At 63.2% G+C, this 14,405-nt stretch carries 14 protein-coding genes and 1 tRNA gene; 9 read left to right on the plus strand and 6 right to left on the minus strand.

What is annotated here, in order from left to right:
• Positions 1–8: 8 nt before the first annotated feature.
• From AB6809_RS26875 to AB6809_RS26885, 3 genes are all read left to right on the plus strand, one after another.
• Positions 9–84: transfer RNA gene (locus AB6809_RS26875), tRNA-Thr, on the plus strand.
• 224 nt (positions 85–308) lie between these two features.
• The gene (locus tag AB6809_RS26880; RefSeq protein ID WP_371027529.1) at positions 309–1,436 is read left to right on the plus strand and encodes a methyltransferase; all 1,128 of its coding nucleotides are present in this window, start codon (positions 309–311) and stop codon (positions 1,434–1,436) included.
• 73 nt (positions 1,437–1,509) lie between these two features.
• Positions 1,510–1,878 carry a hypothetical protein gene (locus AB6809_RS26885; protein ID WP_371027530.1) on the plus strand — a complete coding sequence of 123 codons (369 nt, stop codon included), beginning with the start codon at positions 1,510–1,512 and terminating at the stop codon, positions 1,876–1,878.
• Here AB6809_RS26885 and AB6809_RS26890 read toward each other — a convergent pair.
• Positions 1,791–3,083, minus strand: coding sequence for a TIGR03862 family flavoprotein (locus tag AB6809_RS26890; protein ID WP_371027531.1), 1,293 nt, complete (start codon positions 3,081–3,083; stop codon positions 1,791–1,793). The genes AB6809_RS26885 and AB6809_RS26890 overlap by 88 nt on opposite strands.
• A gap of 412 nt (positions 3,084–3,495) precedes the next feature.
• Between AB6809_RS26890 and AB6809_RS26895 the strand changes: the two genes are divergently transcribed.
• Positions 3,496–3,705, plus strand: coding sequence for a DUF1059 domain-containing protein (locus AB6809_RS26895; protein ID WP_029971289.1), 210 nt, complete (start codon positions 3,496–3,498; stop codon positions 3,703–3,705).
• 103 nt (positions 3,706–3,808) lie between these two features.
• Here AB6809_RS26895 and AB6809_RS26900 read toward each other — a convergent pair whose 3' ends face one another.
• Positions 3,809–4,129, minus strand: coding sequence for a hypothetical protein (locus AB6809_RS26900; protein WP_006052307.1), 321 nt, complete (start codon positions 4,127–4,129; stop codon positions 3,809–3,811).
• A 394-nt stretch (positions 4,130–4,523) separates the two neighbouring features.
• Here AB6809_RS26900 and AB6809_RS26905 point away from each other — a divergent pair, with 394 nt between their 5' ends.
• Positions 4,524–5,366 carry an SAM-dependent methyltransferase gene (locus AB6809_RS26905; protein ID WP_053858801.1) on the plus strand — a complete coding sequence of 281 codons (843 nt, stop codon included), beginning with the start codon at positions 4,524–4,526 and terminating at the stop codon, positions 5,364–5,366.
• Position 5,367: 1 nt separating this feature from the next.
• Here AB6809_RS26905 and AB6809_RS26910 read toward each other — a convergent pair whose 3' ends face one another.
• Both AB6809_RS26910 and AB6809_RS26915 read right to left on the minus strand, forming a co-directional pair.
• On the minus strand, positions 5,368–5,922 hold the full coding sequence (locus AB6809_RS26910) for a DUF1415 domain-containing protein (protein WP_371027532.1): 555 nt from the start codon (positions 5,920–5,922) through the stop codon (positions 5,368–5,370).
• Positions 5,923–6,023: 101 nt separating this feature from the next.
• A complete protein-coding gene (locus AB6809_RS26915) occupies positions 6,024–6,695 on the minus strand; it encodes a TetR/AcrR family transcriptional regulator (RefSeq protein ID WP_371027533.1) in 672 nt (223 codons plus the stop codon).
• A gap of 159 nt (positions 6,696–6,854) precedes the next feature.
• Here AB6809_RS26915 and AB6809_RS26920 point away from each other — a divergent pair, with 159 nt between their 5' ends.
• Both AB6809_RS26920 and AB6809_RS26925 read left to right on the plus strand, forming a co-directional pair.
• A complete protein-coding gene (locus tag AB6809_RS26920) occupies positions 6,855–8,138 on the plus strand; it encodes an MFS transporter (protein ID WP_029971293.1) in 1,284 nt (427 codons plus the stop codon).
• Between the two features lie 162 nt (positions 8,139–8,300).
• Positions 8,301–8,894, plus strand: a complete 594-nt coding sequence (locus tag AB6809_RS26925) for a nitroreductase family protein (RefSeq protein WP_006052312.1) — start codon at positions 8,301–8,303, stop codon at positions 8,892–8,894.
• A gap of 85 nt (positions 8,895–8,979) precedes the next feature.
• Here AB6809_RS26925 and AB6809_RS26930 read toward each other — a convergent pair whose 3' ends face one another.
• Positions 8,980–10,458, minus strand: a complete 1,479-nt coding sequence (locus AB6809_RS26930) for an MFS transporter (RefSeq protein ID WP_371027534.1) — start codon at positions 10,456–10,458, stop codon at positions 8,980–8,982.
• Between the two features lie 185 nt (positions 10,459–10,643).
• On the opposite strand from AB6809_RS26930, the gene AB6809_RS26935 reads away from it, so the two are divergent.
• Entirely contained in the window at positions 10,644–11,894 is a 1,251-nt protein-coding gene (locus tag AB6809_RS26935; RefSeq protein ID WP_006052314.1) for an Hsp70 family protein, read from the plus strand.
• A gap of 123 nt (positions 11,895–12,017) precedes the next feature.
• Here the strand turns inward: AB6809_RS26935 and AB6809_RS26940 are convergent, their stop codons facing one another.
• The gene (locus AB6809_RS26940) at positions 12,018–12,221 is read right to left on the minus strand and encodes a cold-shock protein (RefSeq protein WP_007180251.1); all 204 of its coding nucleotides are present in this window, start codon (positions 12,219–12,221) and stop codon (positions 12,018–12,020) included.
• A gap of 429 nt (positions 12,222–12,650) precedes the next feature.
• On the opposite strand from AB6809_RS26940, the gene AB6809_RS26945 reads away from it, so the two are divergent.
• A complete protein-coding gene (locus AB6809_RS26945) occupies positions 12,651–14,246 on the plus strand; it encodes an APC family permease (protein WP_006052754.1) in 1,596 nt (531 codons plus the stop codon).
• Positions 14,247–14,405: the final 159 nt, after the last annotated feature.

The following is a 14,405-nucleotide window of genomic DNA, read 5'->3' on the forward strand; positions in this document are numbered from 1 at the left end:
GGCCTCATGCCGGCTTAGCTCATCAGGTAGAGCGCTTGACTTGTAATCATGAGGTGGCGGGTTCGAGTCCTGCAGCCGGCACCAGTAGTGCGAAACGGGGTTTCTGTTCAGTCAGGAACCCCGTTTTTTATTGGCCAATCGGCGCTTTGTCACCGGCTTTGAAACCGGTCGAGGTGAGCGCGGGTGAGGGCTAAAATCGCCATATCTCTTTCACCTTGTCGATAGTGGACAAAACTGTCTACACTCGATGAGGTCTCGCCACCCGCAGCGCGCCGCGACGCGCCTTTCGCAAAACGACCCACTTCATCATGAACAGCCCTGCAAGCATCACCTGGCCGGAAGCCGACGGCCCCCGCACCGCACGTTGGCGCTCCGAAGCGGCGGTGCCGCCGCCGAAACGCGTGACCGTCGCCGACGACCGGACCACCGCGGACTCGGCCTACCGGCTCGCCTGTGAAGGCACCGCGCTGTTGTGGAACGGCGACTTTCAGAACGCGCGCCAATTGCTGCAGGCGGTCACGCGGCGGCTCGAGCGCAAACCGCGCAAGCAGGGCGAGACGCCGCTCGACGCGTTCAATCTGCATCGGCAGACGCAGTCGCAGCGCGCGCGCACGCTCGGCATGATCCTGATTCCGCTCGACGCCGAGTACGCGATTCCGCTGCGCCGCGCGCCCGACGTGCGGCAGGCGTGCATCGAAACGTACGGCCCGCCGACCGATGAGGCGTCGGTCGTGTCGCTGCGCGAGCTGCTCGGCATGATTGGCGCGCACGAGTGGCGCAAGAAGGGCGTGGAGATTCCCGCGCTCGGTGACCGGATTCATCCGCATTACGGCGTGTTTTCGCCGGTGCGCGGTGAATATGTGGATCTCGTCGCGCGCACGCCGCTGCCTTCGCTGAACAAGGCGTTCGACGTCGGCACGGGAACGGGCGTGCTGGCGGCGCTGCTCGCGAAGCGTGGCGTGAAGAAGATCGTCGCGACCGACCAGGACCCGCGAGCGCTTGCATGCGCGCGCGAGAATCTGGCGCGGCTCGGATACGAGCAGCAAGTCGATGTGGTGCAAGCCGATCTGTTTCCGGAAGGGCGCGCGCCGCTCATCGTGTGCAATCCGCCGTGGGTGCCGGCGCGGCCCGCTTCGCCGATCGAATACGCGGTCTACGATCCGGACAGCCGCATGCTGCTCGGTTTCCTCAAGGGCTTGTCGGAACATCTGTCGCCGGGAGGCGAGGGCTGGCTGATCCTGTCGGATTTTGCTGAGCATCTCGGGTTGCGCACGCGCGACTGGTTGCTTGCCGCGATCGCGGATGCGGGGCTGACGGTGGTGGCGCGCGAGGATATTCGTCCGCGGCATCCCAAGTCGACCGACGAGAGCGACCCGCTGCACAAGGCGCGGGTGGCGGAGATGACGTCGCTTTGGCGACTCAAGGCGCGTGGTTGACGATTGCTTGAGGGCGCGGGCTTAGAGGCGCAGTTCGGGGCGGTGGCGGCCGTTTGGCCCATCAGTCGCCTCAATGTCCGACGCCCAACGCCCAACGCCCGACGCCCAACGCCCGACGCCCAACGCCCGACGCCCAACGCCCAACGCCCAACGCCCAACGCCCGACGCCCGACGCCCGACGCCCGACGCCCAACGCCCAACGCCCAACGCCCAACGCCCGACGCCCAACGCCCGACGCCCGACGCCCAACGCCCAACGCCCAACGCCCGTTGGGCTCTACTCCTGCGGAGCGCCCGCCATTCGGCCGGGCTTCCGCACCCTTCGCCACCGCGGCACTCAGCCGTGCCACACACCTCACGACAACCTGTCCCGCGCTCCAACAAACGCCGCTGCCCCACGCCCCGCCACCAACCCGCTCGCGAAGCAAGCAGTCAGCAGATAACCGCCCGTCGGCGCTTCCCAATCCAGCATTTCCCCGGCGCAGAAAACGCCCGGCAAACTTTCGATCATCAGATGCCGATCCAGCGCCTCGAACGGAATGCCGCCGGCGCTGCTGATCGCTTCCGCAATTGGCCGTGCGCGCAACAGCCGCACCGGCAGCGCCTTGATTGCGTGCGCGAGACGGGTTGAATCGGCGAAAACGTCCTTCGGCAGAATTTCGTGCAGCAGGGCCAGTTTTACACCGCTAATGCCGACTCTTCCCTGCAGATGGCTCGACATCGAACGTGAGCCGCGCGGCCTCGTCACTTCCGCGATCACCCGCTCGAGAGCCAAGCCCGGCGCCAGGTCCAGCGAGATCGTGAGTTCGCCGTCAGCGAAGATCCGCTCGCGAATCGGCGCCGAAAGCGCATAGATCAGACTGCCTTCGAGGCCCGTTTCGGTCAGAAGTATTTCACCTTGTCGATTGTGGACTTTTCCGTCTACGTCCGTCAGTGAAATGGCCACGGACTTCACCGGCTGACCGGCGAAACGCTCGCGTAGATAAGGGCTCCAGTCGGCGTCGAAGCCGCAGTTCGCGGGTTGCAGAGCGCGCACGTCGACGCCTTGCGAGGTGATGAACGGCACCCACGCCGCGTCGGAGCCGAGCCGCGGCCAGCTTGCACCGCCCAGTGCCAGCACGACGGCGTCGCTGTCGACGAGCCGTTCGCCGTCAGGCGTCTCGAACCGCAAGCCGGCGACCGCGTGCGCGGGCGCGCCGGCTACACCGCCCGTTTGCGAGCCGTTCCAGCCGCTCCACTTGTGCCGCATGTGAAAGCGCACGCCGCCTTCCTTCAACCGATGCAGCCACGCACGCAGCATCGGCGCGGCTTTCATGTCGGTTGGAAAAACGCGTCCCGAACTGCCGACGAACGTCTCGACGCCAAGATCATGCAGCCAGGCGCGCAACGCGTCGGGACCGAACGCCTCGAAGAGCGGCGCGATCCACGGGCGGCGCGCGCCATAGCGATCGAGAAACGGCTCGAGCGGCTCCGAATGCGTGATGTTCATGCCGCCTTTGCCTGCCATCAGGAATTTGCGGCCGACGGAGGGCATCGCGTCGTAGACGTCGACCTGCACGCCTTGCAGGCAAAGCGCCTCGGCGGCCATCAAGCCGGCGGGTCCGCCGCCGAGCACGGCGACCCGGGCGGAATCGAATGAAGATGACATGCGGGCCTGTGGATAACGGAAAAGGCGGCGCGCCGCCGCTGTAACTCACGGCTGAAGCCGAATGACGGCACAAGCGCTGACCAGGAAATCAAGCTGCCCTGTCGGCGCTGCGAAGGGCGCTATTTTCACATTGCAGACGGCCCGGAGCAAACGCGCGCACCGCCGCCACGGACGCCAGAACGCTACATTTCGGCGCGTCGATACCGCAGCGCATGCCGGCGCGCCGCTTTGTTATTCAGCATCGCGAACTATAATTTTTGGACACCTTCCATCGGGCGCAATTCGCGTCGTTCCCGCGTCGATTCCACTGATCTTGGTTGCCGCACCGCATGCCGTGGCGTGACGGGTGAGCTGCGGGTTCGCGCCTTACGGCCCGCGTGGAGGTTCACATATGTCGATCAAGGAGACTGCCATGACCCGCCATTACATCGACTGCCGCGAGTTCCCGAGCGAAATGAACTGCACGGTCGCGCTATCGGCCGATAACGAGGACGAACTGCTCGACGCGGCCGTGCAGCACGCCGTCAGTGTGCACAAACATGCTGATTCGCCGGAATTGCGCTCGCAATTGAGGACGCTCTTTCACGAAGGCACGCCGCCGGTAGAGGCGCCGCGCATGTGAATCGCGGATTCGAGCGTCGGATGTGAGTTCAGGCACGAGAGAACGAAGCGCCGACTCGCGGCAGAGGCGAGCGGCGCTTTGGCCGCTCGCGGTGCGCGAGCCGTCAGCTCGGATAAGCCTCGTCGACCTTGAGCCCGGCCAGCTTGAAGATCACGCGCAGCGTTTGCGGTTTGATGTCGCGCCGCGAAGCGAGCGTCGTCATCACGAAGTCCAGCACTTTCGCGTACTTGAGAAGCGTCAGGCATGTTTCCATGTCGACGCTGCCGTCGCGCATGACTTCGGCGAGGCGAAGCATTTCCGTCGAGATGTCGCGCGCCATCTCCAGCTCGAGCTGCTGTTTCTCCGTCCAGGCGGGCATGGCGGTGAGCTTCGCCATCATTTCCTGGAACTTCTGTTCGACGTTTCCGTTGGGTACCGTATCCATTGCTGCCTCTTCTATTGTCCGGGCGCGCGTCCAGTTGAGCTCGCGGCGCGCCGTCGGTTACGTAACGTTCGGCCCGTGTTACCGGACCGTCCTCCCCACATGCATTTGGGCCATGCGTTCGTGACGACGGCCGACAGCTTGTTGTTATAGGCACCACGGCTTATGCCTCTGGGACCACGGCGGCGCTGAACGGTTCTGCGAGAATCCGCGTCAGGCGCCAAACGACCCAGGTCGCGCCGGAAAGAGCAGGAAGCGTTCCAGGAACGCAGCGTTTCCTGCAACTTTTGCACGCTCGCCGGTGAAAGGGCCGCCGTTTGGGTAAACTGGCAGCAACTTATGCTCTTTTCCGTCACCTGACGCACGTTCACGCTGCATTTGCCGACGGTCCCCCACGATGTCCAGCAAAACCCACGAAATCCGCCCCAACCAGTCCATCGAGCTGCTCAAGGAACTGCATATCCTGACGCGCGACGGCAAAATGAACCAGGACAGCCGCCGCAAGCTGAAGCAGGTCTACCATCTGTTCCAGTTCATCGAGCCTCTGCTCAAGGACGTGAAGGACCAGAAGGGCGCGGTCACGCTTGTCGACCACGGCGCCGGCAAGTCATATCTAGGTTTTATCCTGTATGACCTGTTCTTCAAGGAGTTTCAGGATGCCGCGGGTGGGGCGTCGCACATTTACGGCATCGAAACGCGCGAAGAACTCGTGACCCGCTCGCAGGAACTGGCGGCTCGGCTCGGCTTCAAGGGCATGTCGTTTTTGAATCTGTCGGTGGCGGAATCCATTACGTCGGACAAACTGCCGGCGCAAATCGACATTGTCACGGCGCTTCACGCGTGCAATACCGCAACCGACGACGCCATTCGCTTCGCCCTCGAAAAGAAGGCTAAATACATCGTGGTGGTGCCGTGTTGCCAGGCCGAAGTGGCGGGCGTTTTACGTCAAAACAAAAGTAAATCGCTGGGTCACGCATTAACGGAAATCTGGCGGCATCCGTTGCATACGCGCGAATTCGGCAGCCAGATTACCAACGTGCTGCGCTGCCTGCAATTAGAGGCGCACGGTTATCAGGTCAGCGTAACCGAACTGGTGGGCTGGGAGCATTCGATGAAAAACGAACTGATCATCGCCCAGTTCAAGGACTTGCCGCGTCGGCGCCCGGCCGAGCGGCTCAGCGAAGTGATGCAGACACTGGGTATCGAGGAACTGAAAGAGCGGTTTTTCGTTTCCGCCTGAATCAGATTTTCATCAATTTATTCCAGCCGGCCAATCCGATTCGCCGCAGTGTTTCCTGATTCCGCTCGTAGATTTGTTCGGCATCGGGAAACGCCTGAACCGCGCGCTCAATACTGTCTTCTCTGAGTAAATGCAGAATCGGATACGGCGCGCGATTCGTGTAATTCTCGATGTCGTCGGGATCGGCGCCTTCGAACTGATACAACGGGTGAAAACTCGCAATCTGGATAATGCCTTCGAGCCGAAGCTGCTTCAGCATTCTTTCGGCGAAGAATAGCGCGTCGTTGTAATCGAGAAAATCGCCTAGCGCTTGAGGCAGGATTAGCAGCGTCGTGTCCACGGTCGCCGGGTCCGCGGCGACTAGCGTGTTCAGTTCGTTTTCCAGATCGGCCAGCACGCCTTCCAGGCTTATCGCATCGCTCACGGCGTAGCGGATTTGCCCTTTCACATGCACGGCCTTGGCGAACGGGCACAAGTTGAGCCCGATGACGGCCTCAGTCAGCCAGTGACGGGTGGCGGCAACGACAGCATCGTGCGATTCGGCGGGCAACGGCATGGCAGGCGGCAAGCGGCGGGAGAGGCAAAGCGCCATTTTAACGGGCGCGCGTGTGTCTGCGTTGCGCCACTGCCGCAAGAAATCGGACCAGCAAACAAAGCCTAAGACGCTGGCTTCGCACCGCAAGCCGCCGCGATCAATAACGCCGCCGCTTTCGGCGCGGCGAGCACCGCGCCCGATCCCGCGCGATACGTCTGGCTCGCCGCATACACACCCTCGATCAGCAAAGCGAGCGCGTTCGCGAGCATCTCGGGATCGTCCGCGCCGGCGGCCGTCGCCAGTTCCGTCAGGCGCGCGAGCAGGCGCTCCTTGTTCCGAAACACGAACTGGCGGGCCGCGTGTTCGGTATCGGAAAACTCGACGGCGACGTTCACGAACGGACAGCCGCGATAGTCATCGAGGGACGCCCGCGCCGCGAGGTCGTCGAAATATTGCTGCAACTGCTTCGCCGGCTCGCCGGGATGTTTCGCGAAGCTCTTCTCCACGTAACCGAAGAATTGCGCGTCCTTGCGCTCGAGATAGGCCATCACGAGTTCGTCTTTCGACGAGAATTGGCGGTACAAACTCATCTTGTTCACGCCGGCCCGCTCGACGACCGCATCGACGCCGACCGCCCGCACGCCCTCGCGATAGAACAGTTCGTCCGCGGCGCGCAGCAAATGCTGCTGCGCTTCGGGGCCGGTCGTCTGCGTTGCGCGCACGCGCCGTGAGGCGGGCACAGTCGCAGACGCAGCGCGCGAACCGGCTCGTTTGGAGGTATGGCTTTCAGACATGGACGGCCCCTTATTCAATCGACGCCTTGACATGTTACCGACCGGTAACTAAGATCGCAACACTGATTGTGACTGATCTGTCACAAGTCCCTTACGGAAACCGTAATAGTAGGAACACGACCCGTGCGGGCAACTCGAATCCGCGCGACAGGAGAGCCGATGAACTGGGCAGCAAGACTGATAGGCAGGCGTTTTCACTACGGCTGGTTGACGGTCGCGGTGGTGTTTCTGGTGTTGCTCGCGGCCGCCGGCACGCGCGCCACGCCGAGCGTGATGATGGTGCCGCTCGAGCATCAGTTCGGCTGGAGCCGCGCGACGATTTCGCTCGCGATCTCGGTCAACATCGCGCTTTACGGGTTGATGGGGCCGTTCGCGGCGGCGGCCATGCAGCGCTTCGGCGTGCGTCCCACACTGCTGGTCGCGCTTGGCACGATGGCGGCGGGCGTCGCGCTGTCCTCGCTGATGACCCAGCCGTGGCAGATGATCCTCGTCTGGGGCGTGATGGTCGGCGGCTCGACGGGTGTGGCGGCGCTGTCGTTGTCGGCGACTGTGGTGACGCGCTGGTTCACCACGCACCGCGGGCTCGTGATGGGTATTCTCACGGCGAGTTCGGCGACCGGCCAACTCGTGTTCCTGCCGATGCTCGCGGCCATCGCCGAGCATTACGGCTGGCGCCAGGTCGTGTGGGTCGTCGCGGCGGCTGCGGCGATCGTGCTGCCGCTCGTCGCCTTTTTGCTGCCGGAGCGTCCGTCGGATGTCGCGCTGCGTCCCTACGGCGAGCCGCACGACGCACCCGCGGCCGCTACGGCCACGAAGCAGAATCCGCTCGCGATCGCGTTCGGCACGCTCGCCATGGCGAGCAAGACGCGCGATTTCTGGCTGCTGTTCTTCAGCTTCTTCATTTGCGGCGCGAGCACGAACGGTTACGTCGGCACTCACCTGATCGCGATGTGCGGCGATTACGGGATGACCGAAGTGCAGGGCGCGTCGCTGCTGGCCGCGATGGGCATCTTCGATCTGTTCGGCACGACGCTCTCCGGCTGGCTGTCCGACCGCTTCAATAGCCGTGTGCTGCTGTTCTGGTATTACGGGCTGCGCGGCTTGTCGCTGATGTATCTGCCGCACGCCTTTGGCATCGACTTTTTCGGTTTGCCGCTTTTCGCCGTGTTCTACGGCCTCGACTGGATCGCGACCGTGCCGCCGACCGTGCGTCTCGCCACGGACGTCTACGGCAAGGAGGCGGCGCCCGTGGTGTTCGGCTGGGTCGTGGCCGGGCATCAGCTCGGCGCGGCGTTCGCGGCGCTCGGCGCGGGCATGCTGCGCGCGAGCCTCGGCACGTACACGGTGGCGTCGATGATTTCGGGCGGTTTGTGTCTCGTGGCCGCGGTCATCGTGTTGCGGATCAACCGGCCCGCCAAGGCGCCGGAGCCGCAGCCAATCTGACGCCACACATGGAGTAACGCGGGCGGCGCTGCGGCGCACCCGCGTCTTGCCATCTAAGCAAAAAGAACCGCGTGCATCGGGCAGCGCGCGCGTCGAACCTTGGGTATGCTATGTGGCCTCGGGCAGCCGCCCGCGATCATGAATTTCTATTGAGAGAAGCGCATGACCCACAAACCCGCCCCTACCGAAGTTGCCATTCACGAGTTGATTGCCGGTCGCTGGAGCCCGCGCGCGTATTCGAGCGAACCGGTGAGCCGTGACAATCTGCGCGCAGTGCTCGAAGCGGCTCGCTGGGCGCCTTCGTCGTATAACGCGCAGCCCTGGCGTTTTCTCGTGTTCGACCGCAGCGCCGACGAAGTGGCGTTCAAGCAGGCGTTCGCCACGCTGGTGCCGTTCAACCAGGGCTGGAACGCGCCCGCGCCCGTGCTGATCGCCGTGACCGCGCAAACGCGCACCGCCAAGGGCGAAGTGAATCGCTGCGCGCAATACGACGCCGGCGCAGCCGCGATGGCGCTCGTGCTGCAGGCGCATGCGCTCGGCCTCGCCGCGCATCAGATGAGCGGCTTCGACCAGAACGCGTTCCGCACCGCTTTCGATCTGCCGAACGACGTCGAACCGATCGCGATGATTTCGCTTGGTCATTACGGCGAGGTCGACAAGCTCGACCCGGTTCTGCGCGAACGCGAGAAGTCGGTGCGCCAGCGTTTGCCGCTTGCGGAAATCGCCTACAGCGGCGGCTGGAAGAAGCCGTTCTGAGCTAGCTTACGTTGCTGGATACGTCGGGAAGAAACGCGCGGCGCCGACCGCGCGTTTTTTTATCGGCTGCGTAAAAGCGACTTCGTTAAGCCGCCTCGTCATCGGTCACGCTCGAAAGCGGCGTGGCCACATGCTCGAGAGACTTGCGCTCCGCATCCACGCCCCAGATCGCCGCGATCACGGCGGCCGCGAGCATCAGCGCGGAGCCGACCAGATAACCTGAGAACACCTCGCTGCGCTGATGCGTGTCGATCAGCCGTCCGAAGAAAGCCGGGCCGGCGATCCCGCCGAGCGCCGTGCCGAACGCGTAAAACACGGCGATGGCGAGCGCGCGGATCTCCAGCGGAAACGATTCGCTCACGGTGAGATAAGCCGAACTCGCCGCAGCCGACGCGAAGAAGAAAATCACCATCCACGAGGCCGTTTGCGTGACGACCGTCAGCACATGCTGCTGGAACAGGTAGCCGCTTACCGTCAGCAAAATCGCCGAAATGCCGTAGGTCGACGCAATCATCTTGCGCCGCCCGATCACGTCGAACAGCCGGCCGAGCATCAGCGGCCCGAGAAAATTGCCGAGCGCGAAGGGCAGCAGATACCAGCCGATATGGTCGCCCGGCACGCCGTAGAAGTCCGTCAGCACCAGCGCGTAGGTGAAAAAAATCGCGTTGTAGAAGAACGCCTGCGCGGTCATCAGCGAAAGGCCGACCAGCGCGCGCCGTCGATGCAGATTGAAAAGCGTGTGGAACACCTCGCGCAGCGGCGTGTGTCCGCGCGCACGCAGACGCAGGCGCGTGAGGCCGTCGGCGGCCAGCGCGTGACCTTCGCTGCGAAAACGCGTTTCGATTCCTTCGACGATCGCGCGCGCATCGCGCTCGTGGCCGTGCGTGAGCAGCCAGCGCGGGCTTTCGGGCACCCAGATGCGCATCGGCAAGATGGTTAATGCGAGCACGGCGCCGATCAGAAAGCACGCGCGCCAGCCCCAGTCGCCCGGCAGCAGGCTCGGATCGAGCAGGATCAGCGAACCGGCGGCGCCGAGACCCGCGCCGACCCAGAACGTGCCGTTGATGGCGAGATCGATCCAACCGCGCACGCGAGGCGGCGTGAACTCCTGAATCGTCGAATTGATCGCGGTGTATTCGCCGCCGATGCCCGCGCCCGTCAGAAAGCGGAACAGCAGGAAACTGGCGAGATTCCACGACACCGCGGTCGCCGCAGTCGCCGTCAGATAGACCGCGAGCGTGATGAAGAAGAGCTTGCGCCGGCCAAGCCGGTCCGTGAGCCAGCCGAAGCCGAGTGCGCCGAGCACCGCGCCGGCAATGTAGGCGCTGCCGGCGAGCCCCACGTCCGCGTTGGTGAAATGCAGCGACGGGCTCGACTTCAGCGCGCTCGCGACCGCTCCGGCGAGCGTCACTTCGAGTCCGTCGAGAAGCCACGTCACGCCCAGCGCGACGACGATCAACGTGTGAAAGCGCCCCCACGGCAGGCGGTCGAGCCGGGACGGCAAATCCGTTTCGATGATCCCGGCGGTTTTTCGCTGGACGTCGGCGGCAGGCGGCGCGCTCATTGCTGGTGGTCTCCTGAATCGTTGAAATGCGGCGGCTCGAACAGGCCTATGCAGCAACTTCTATTCCGCGGCTTCGGCGCCCTGTTGCGCGCCTTCGCGCTTTTGGCAAGTTGATGCTGATCCGGCTTTCGTGATACAAAGCCGCTCCTACCTGTGCGCGCCAGCCGTGAGCGGCCATTCCTGCCATGAACTATTGCGCGATTGACTTCGGTACTTCCAACTCCGCCGTAGCCGTTCCTGACGGCGCGGCGCTCAGGCTCGCAGCCGTCGAAGGCGCCTATACGACGCTGCCTACGTCGGTGTTCTTCAATACCGACGAAGACACCCGCGAGTTCGGACGCGCGGCGCTCGCGGCGTACATCGACGGTTTCGACGGCCGGCTGATGCGCTCGATGAAAAGCATCCTCGGCTCGCCGCTTGCCGACCATTCGACCGATCTCGGCGACGGCACGGCAATCAAGTACACCGATATCATCGCGATCTTCCTCGACCATCTGAAGCGCTCGGCGGAGAAAGCCACGGGCGCGCCGATCGAGCGCGCGGTGCTGGGCCGCCCGGTGTTCTTCGTCGACGACGATCCGCGCGCCGATCAGATGGCGCAAAAGCAGCTCGAAGCGGCGGCACGCGCGGTGGGCCTGCGCGACATTCACTTCCAGTATGAGCCGATCGCGGCCGCATTCGACTACGAATCGCGCCTCACGCAGGAAGGGCTGGTGCTGGTGGCCGACATCGGCGGCGGTACGTCGGACTTTTCACTGGTGCGCGTCGGACCCGAGCGGATGAACCGCGTCGAGCGCAAGGACGACGTGCTGGCCCATCACGGCGTGCACGTCGCGGGCACGGACTTCGATCGCCGCGTCGAACTGGCGACGATTCTGCGCGAGCTCGGCTATCAGTCGCTGGACCCCGAAGGCCGCGAACTTCCGAACCGCGTCTATTTCGATCTGGCGACGTGGCACCTGATCAATACCGTTTATGCACCGAAGCGCGTCAGCGAACTGGCGCTCATGCGGCACCTGTTCACGGAAGTTAAACACCATGATCGTCTGATGCGCGTGGTCGAGCGGCGCCTCGGTCACGCGCTGGCGGCGCATGCGGAAGAGGCGAAAATCGGCGTCGCCGCGGGCGGTGAGACGGTGATCGATCTCGACGAAGTGGAAGACGATCTGCGTCTTGCATTCGACGAGGCGCAACTCATCGAAGCGGGAGAGGACGAAACGCGCCGCATCGTGGCGGCGGCGCGCGACACCGTGCAGACCGCCGGCGTGTCGATTCGCGACGTGAGCGCGATTTACTTCACGGGCGGCTCGACCGGCCTCGCGTTTCTATCCGGCGCGTTGGCGGCGGCATTCCCCGATGCGGAAGCGGTATTCGGCGACCGTCTCGCGAGTGTCGCAACGGGACTCGGCATTCACGCGCGGCGCGTGTTCGCGTAACTGCGAACCGCCGCTTTATATTGCGAAGATAATCGCCGCGCGCGAACTCGGCGAATTGCCGGCGCAATAAAAAACCCCGCCGAGGCGGGGTTTTTTTGCGTCCAGAAGGAAGCAGCGTAGCGCTTACACCGGCTTGATGTTAGCTGCTTGCTTGCCCTTCGGGCCCGTCTTCACTTCAAACGTAACCTTTTGGTTTTCTTGCAGCGTCTTGAAGCCTTCCGTGCGGATTTCCGAGAAATGCGCGAACAGATCTTCGCCGCCGCCGTCCGGGGTGATGAAGCCAAAGCCCTTTGCGTCATTGAACCACTTGACGGTACCGGTTTCCATATTACTTGTTCCTAAAGATGGTGAATAAGGCCGAAGCCCGTTGAGTGCATGAAAATCAAGGAAGGGGGTAATGGGACCAACCGGAGTACCGTTGATGGGCGAACTACGAAAGACCAATTCACTCGCCGCTTGAAATCCTGCCCGAACGTTATACGGCGATTTCGAGAGAAGGTCAACACTCGGCCCCCAACTTTACAAAAATTCGCGATACCGCCCCGAAAAGTTGCTTACAAAGCTTGCGGAGCGGGTGGATTTTTTGCTAGGGAGAACCCTTAGTTTCACTGCAGGCGCCGGGTGCAACCGTTAAACTACGCGCCCGCGCCGGTTGCACCATTGGGATAACCGTCGCGCATACATGCGCGTCACCCGTTTTCTGCGTCATAAGCGCGATTCATGGGGTGCCGACGTGGTTCTGAAACAGGAGAAGACGTGAAAAGTTCTATACAACGGAACATCGGGCCCTTCGCACTCATGCTGACCGGCCTGGGTTCGATCATCGGCTCGGGCTGGCTGTTCGGCGCGTGGAAGGCCGCGAAAATCGCGGGCCCGGCGTCGATCTGCGCGTGGATCATCGGCGCTGTCGTGATTCTCGCGATCGCGCTGACCTACGCCGAGCTCGGCGCGATGTTCCCGGAATCGGGCGGCATGGTGCGTTACGCGCGCTATTCGCACGGCGCGCTGGTGGGTTTCATCAGCGCGTGGGCCAACTGGATCGCCATTGTTTCGGTGATTCCGATCGAGGCCGAAGCATCCATTCAATACATGAGCACGTGGCCGTATCCGTGGGCGCATGCGTTATTCGTCGATGGCTCGTTGACTACGACCGGGCTGCTACTCTCGGCGGTCCTCGTAGTTATCTATTTCCTGCTGAACTACTGGGGCGTGAAGCTGTTCGCGCGCGCCAACTCGGCCATCACGATCTTCAAGTTTCTGATTCCGGGCGCGACCATCCTCGGACTGATGCTGACGGGCTTCCACAAGGAAAACTTCGGCGAAGTGAGCACGTTTGCGCCGTATGGCTGGTCGGCGGTGCTGACGGCGGTCGCGACAAGCGGCATCGTGTTCGCATTCAACGGTTTCCAAAGCCCGATCAACCTGGCGGGTGAAGCGCGCAATCCGGCCAAAAGCGTGCCGTTCGCAGTGATCGGCTCGATCCTGCTCGCGCTCGTCATTTACGTGTTGCTGCAGGTCGCGTATATCGGCGCGGTCAGCCCGACCGACGTGATGAAGGGCTGGAGCCACTTCAATTTCGCTTCGCCGTTCGCGGAACTGGCGATCGCACTGAATCTGAACTGGCTCGCGATTCTGCTGTACGTCGACGCCTTCGTCAGCCCGAGCGGCACCGGCACGACCTACATGGCGACCACCACGCGCATGATCTACGCGATGGAGCGCAACAACACGATGCCGAAGATTTTCGGCAGCGTGCATCCGTTCTACGGCGTGCCGCGTCCGGCGATGTGGTTCAACCTGCTGGTCTCGTTCATCTTCCTGTTCTTTTTCCGCGGATGGAGCTCCCTCGCGGCGGTGATTTCGGTTGCGACCGTGATCTCGTACCTGACCGGCCCGATCAGCCTGATGGCGCTGCGCCGCGCGGCGACGGACCTCGAGCGCCCGCTGCACATCCCCGGCATGCAGGTGATCGCGCCGTTCGCGTTCGTATGCGCGTCGCTGATCCTGTACTGGGCGAAGTGGCCGCTGACGGGCGAAATCATTCTGCTGATGGTCGTCGCGCTGCCGGTGTACTTCTACTTCCAGGCGAAGTCGGGCTTCGGCGGCTGGGGCCGCGACCTGAAGGCGGCGTGGTGGCTGGTCGCCTATTTGCCGGTGATGGCGATCCTGTCGCTGATCGGCAGCAAGGAGTTCGGCGGTCGTGGCGTTCTGCCGTACGGCTGGGACATGCTGGTCGTGATCGCGTTCTCGCTCGTCTTCTATTACTGGGGCGTGAATAGCGGCTATCGCTCGGAGTATCTGGAAGAGCGTCAGACGCACGACGAAGTGCTCGAAGGAATGGGCGCGCACTGAGGTGCCGCGCCGCGCCGGGCGGTTGATGATCCGGCTGCATGCTAAAAAAGCCCGTCTGAGTTTTTGCTCAGGCGGGCTTTTGTTTTGTGCGCCCAGCATGGGCGCAATCTTGTGGGTGCAAGTCCCATCGTGAGTTGACCACAGCGAACGAAGTGAAGC

The organism is Paraburkholderia sp. RCC_158, from assembly GCF_041355255.1.
GTDB lineage: Bacteria > Pseudomonadota > Gammaproteobacteria > Burkholderiales > Burkholderiaceae > Paraburkholderia > Paraburkholderia graminis.